Here is a 4,628-nt window from a genome sequence, read left to right as displayed (position 1 = left end):
CTCCCGCGCCCCGCCGCGCCGCCGGGCGCCGCGGCCACCGCCTTCGCCACCGCGTCGCGGGTGCGGTCGGCGAGGCGCGCCTGCAGCTCACCGAGATCCTTCGAGGTGCCGGCGACCCGACCTCGCTCATCGACGGCCCGGAACGTCACGCGCAGGTGCGGCGGCACCCGGTCGAGGTCGAAGTCCGACGGATCGACCGGGGCGAACGTGAGCCGGCGGATGGCGTGCGCGATGACGGCGGGGAACGGTTCGCGTTCTGCGCCGGCCTCTGGGCCGTCGGGCAGCTCGGCGGCGATCTTCGCGGCCCACTCGGCTGCGGGCACGACCTGTCGGCGCAGCACCTTGGGCAGGGTGCGGAGCATGGCGGTGATGAGCTCGTCGCGGAGGCCCGGCACCTGCCAGTCGAAGCCCATGGCCTCGACGCGGGGGAGTAGCACGAGCGGCACCACGACCGTCACGCCGTCGTCGTCGGCGCCGGGCTCGAAGCGGTAGGCGAGCGAGTACGTCTGGTCGTCCTGTCGCCAGCGGTCGGGGAACCCGTCGCCGCGGTCGGCGTCCGCCTCCTCGCCGAGCAGGTCGGCGCGCGTCATCGTGAGCAGGTCGGGGCGACGCCGGTGCTCGCCGCGCCACCAGCGTTCGAAGGCGCGCGTGTCCGCGACCTCCGCCGGCACCCTCGCCTCGTAGAACGCCACGACCGCTTCGTCGCCGGCGAGGATGTCGCGCCGCCGAGTGCGCTCCTCGACCTCGCCGAGCTCGCGACGCAGGCCGCGATTCGCGCGGACGAACGAGAACAGCCGGCGATCGAGGCGGCTCGTGTCCCAGTCCTCCTCCACGAGGGCGTGCCGGATGAAGAACTCGCGCGCGAGCACGGGGTCGACGCGCGAGAGCTGGATGCGCCGTTTCGCCACGATCGGCACGCCGAACAGCGTGACCTTCTCGTCGGCCACGGCTGAGCCCTGTCGGCGCTCCCAGCGAGGCTCGCTGAACGACCGCTTCGCGAGCGGGCCGGCCAACTGCTCGGCCCAGGCCGGGTCGATCGCGGCGTTCGTGCGTGCGAACAGGCGGCTCGTCTCGACGAGCTCCGCGCTCATGAGCGCCGCCGGCGGCTTCTTGGCGAGCGCCGAGCCCGGGAAGATCACGAACCGGGTGCTGCGCGCGCCGACGAACTCGGCCTGCTGCCGACGGCCCTTGCGCTCCGACTCACGAGTCGCGCCCGCGCCACCTCGTCCCGTCGACGTCTTCGCGTCGTCGCGGAGCCCGATCTGCGAGAGCAGGCCGGCGAGGAGTGCCCGATGGATTCCGTCGCCGTTCGGCTCGCCGGCGCGTTCGGCCACATGCAGGCCCAACGGCTTCGCGAGTCGCACGAGCTGGCGGTACAGGTCCTGCCACTCGCGCACGCGCAGGTAGTTCAGGAACTCGGCCTTGCACATGCGCCGGAACGCGCTGCCGGAGAGTTCGCGCTGTTGTTCCTCGAGGTGGTTCCAGAGGTTCAGCAGGGTGAGGAAATCGCTGGTCGGGTCGACGAACCGCGCGTGGAACCCGTCGGCCTGCTCGCGCTTCTCGAGGGGCCGCTCGCGCGGGTCCTGGATGGTGAGGCCGGCCACGATCGCGAGCACCTCGCGCGACACGCCCTGCGCCTTCGACTCGAGCACCATGCGCGCGAAGCGCGGCTCGATCGGCAGGCGCGACAGCTGGCGGCCGATGCGCGTGAGCTGCGKCCCGTCGCCCACGGCGCCGTCGTCGATCGCGCCCAGCTCGCGGAGCAGGTCGAGGCCGTCACGGATGCCACGGCTGTCGGGCGGGGTGAGGAAGGGGAACTCCTCGATCTGCCCGAGCCCCAGCGAGGCCATCTGCAGGATGACCGCGGCGAGGTTGGTGCGGAGGATCTCGGGATCGGTGTACTCCGGCCGCCGCTCGTAGTCCTCTTCCGAGTAGAGGCGGATCGCGATGCCGTCGCTCGTGCGGCCGGATCGACCCGAGCGCTGGTTCGCCGATGCCTGCGAGATCGCCTCGATCGGCAGGCGCTGCACCTTCGACCGCACGGAGTACCGGCTGATGCGCGCCGTGCCGGCATCGACCACGTACCGGATGCCGGGCACCGTCAGGCTCGTCTCGGCCACGTTCGTGGCGAGCACCACCCGTCGCCTCAGCCCAGCGACCTTCGACGGCTCGAACACCCTGTGCTGGTCGGCCGAGGAGAGCCGGCCGTAGAGGGGGAGCACCTCGGTCTCGCCGACGCCGCCGCGCCGGACCGCATGCGCGCGCACGGCCGCCTCGGCGTCGCGGATCTCGCTCTCGCCCGAGAGGAACACGAGCACGTCGCCGGATGACTCGCGCTCGAGCTCGTCGAGGGCCTCGAGGATGCCCCGCTGCACGTCCTTGTCCTCGGCGGCGGCGCCCTCGTCGTCGGCGTCCTCGCCGGCGGGCCCGGCGCCCGATTCGGCGACGAGCGGCCGGTAGCGCACCTCCACGGGGTACGTGCGGCCGGAGACCTCGATGACGGGCGCCGGCTCGCCCGCGGCATCCGCGAAGTGCGTGGCGAAGCTCTCGGGGTCGATCGTCGCGCTCGTCACGATGACCTTGAGGTCGGGGCGGCGGGGGAGCAGGCGCTTGAGGTAGCCGAGCAGGAAGTCGATGTTCAGGCTGCGCTCGTGCGCCTCATCGATGATGATCGTGTCGTACCGGCGCAGCTCGCGGTCGCGGTGGATCTCGTTGAGGAGGATCCCGTCGGTCATCACCTTGACGCGGGTCGACTCGCTCACCTTGTCGGTGAAGCGCACCTGGTATCCGACCAGGCTCCCGAGCTCGACCTGCAGCTCCTCCGAGATCCGCTCGGCGATGGTGCGCGCGGCGATGCGCCGCGGCTGCGTGTGCGCGATCGACTCGCGGCCGAGCTCGAGGCAGATCTTCGGCAGCTGCGTCGTCTTGCCCGAGCCYGTGGCTCCGGCGACGATCACCACCTGGTGGTCGCGGAGCGCGCGCGCGATCTCCTCACGCTGCCCGGAGACGGGCAGCTCGGCGGGGTAGGTGATCGCGGGAAGCACAGCCCTCCATCGTAAGCCGTGCGAGAACGAGTGGGCGGCGCATCTCGGGACGTGACCGATCGGGCGTCGGCGGGCAACCCCTGTCGGATGCCCCGTCCCGCGTGGTGGGATGAGGGGCATGACCCAACCGATCGTCCCGCGCATCCAGCTCAACGACGGCAACTCCGTGCCGCAACTCGGCTTCGGCGTCTTCAAGGTCGACCCGAGACAGGCCGAGGGCATCGTCAGCGAGGCGCTCGAGATCGGGTATCGCCACATCGACACCGCCCGCATCTACGGCAACGAGGAGGGGGTGGGCCGCGCCATCGCGGCGTCGGGCATCCCACGTGAGCAGCTGTACGTGACGACGAAGCTGTGGAACGACGACCAGGGCACGCAGTCGGTGTTCGACGCGTTCGACCGGAGCCTCGAGCGGCTGGGCCTCGAGTACGTGGATCTCTACCTGATCCATTGGCCGACGCCGGCCCAGGACCGCTACGTCGAGACCTGGCGAGCCTTCGAGCAGCTGCGGGCGTCGGGTCGCACCCGGTCGATCGGCGTCTCGAACTTCCTCGTTCCCCATCTCGAGCGGCTGCTGGCCGAGACCGACACCGTGCCGGCCGTCGACCAGATCGAGCTGCACCCAGCCCATCAGCAGCCCGAGACCGCCGCCTTCGCCGAGGAGCACGACATCGCGATCGAGGCGTGGGGTCCGCTCGGCCAGGGCAAGTACCCCCTGCTCGATCTCCCCGAGGTGACGGATGCCGCGTCCGCCCACGGGGTGACGCCGGCGCAGGTCGTCATCCGCTGGCACCTGCAGCGCGGCCACATCGTGTTCCCGAAATCGAATCGCCGTGAGCGCATGGCCGAGAACTTCGACGTCTTCGGCTTCGAGCTCGACGAGACGGAGGTGGAGGCGATCACCGCGCTGGAGCGCGAGGGACGCGTGAGTGCGCACCCTGACGAGGTGAACTGAGGTGGAATCCGGCCCCGACCGGGAGGTCCTGGCCCGCTCCAGCGCGTCGAGCCGCCGCGACACGCCCGGGATGCGAGCCCGATTTGGCACGACCGCGGGATCCGCGTAAATTCTTACTCATCGCCACGGCGGAGCGGAAAGCGACTGGGTCACTGACACAGAGCGAACCGGCCGAGTGAGCGAGATTCTTAGCCAAATAGCCTCGAAGTCGCATTGCGACTCGGTGATTTCAAGCCTAAGATGAAAACCCACCTCGTAAGAACCCAACGTTCGCGTTGTGCCTCACGCCGTTTCATCGGCCGCGGGCCTTGTGGCCCGGTTCCTTTCAGAGGTGGTACGATAGATAGGTTGCCCTGAGGGCAGGCCGCGAGGCTGAAACTCGGGTGCGTCCGTTTCTTGAGAACTCAACAGCGTGCACTATGTTCAATGCCAATTTATTGAACCCCAGCCTGTCCCTTTTTGGGGTGGGTATGGATTCCTTTGATTGATGGACAATTTGATTTTTATAGTCAGTTGTTTCTCTGTCAGTGATTGAAGCTCTCAATGCCTCTTCGGGGGTGTTGGAACCAGTTTTTTTGGAGAGTTTGATCCTGGCTCAGGACGAACGCTGGCGGCGTGCTTAACACATG

At 69.3% G+C, this 4,628-nt stretch carries 2 protein-coding genes; one reads left to right on the top strand and one right to left on the bottom strand.

Annotated features, from left to right (window positions below):
* On the bottom strand, positions 1-3,044 hold a 3,044-nt coding region (gene hrpA, locus AC1DY2_RS15805; protein ID WP_476763288.1), incomplete at its 3' end, for an ATP-dependent RNA helicase HrpA.
* Between the two features lie 118 nt (positions 3,045-3,162).
* Here hrpA and AC1DY2_RS15800 point away from each other — a divergent pair.
* Entirely contained in the window at positions 3,163-3,999 is an 837-nt protein-coding gene (locus tag AC1DY2_RS15800) for an aldo/keto reductase (protein ID WP_476763287.1), read from the top strand.
* Positions 4,000-4,628: the final 629 nt, after the last annotated feature.

The organism is Agromyces sp. P1_H4 (assembly GCF_056405255.1).
The sequence above is the reverse complement of the archived record's forward strand: the minus strand, read 5'-3'. Positions and strand labels throughout refer to the sequence as shown.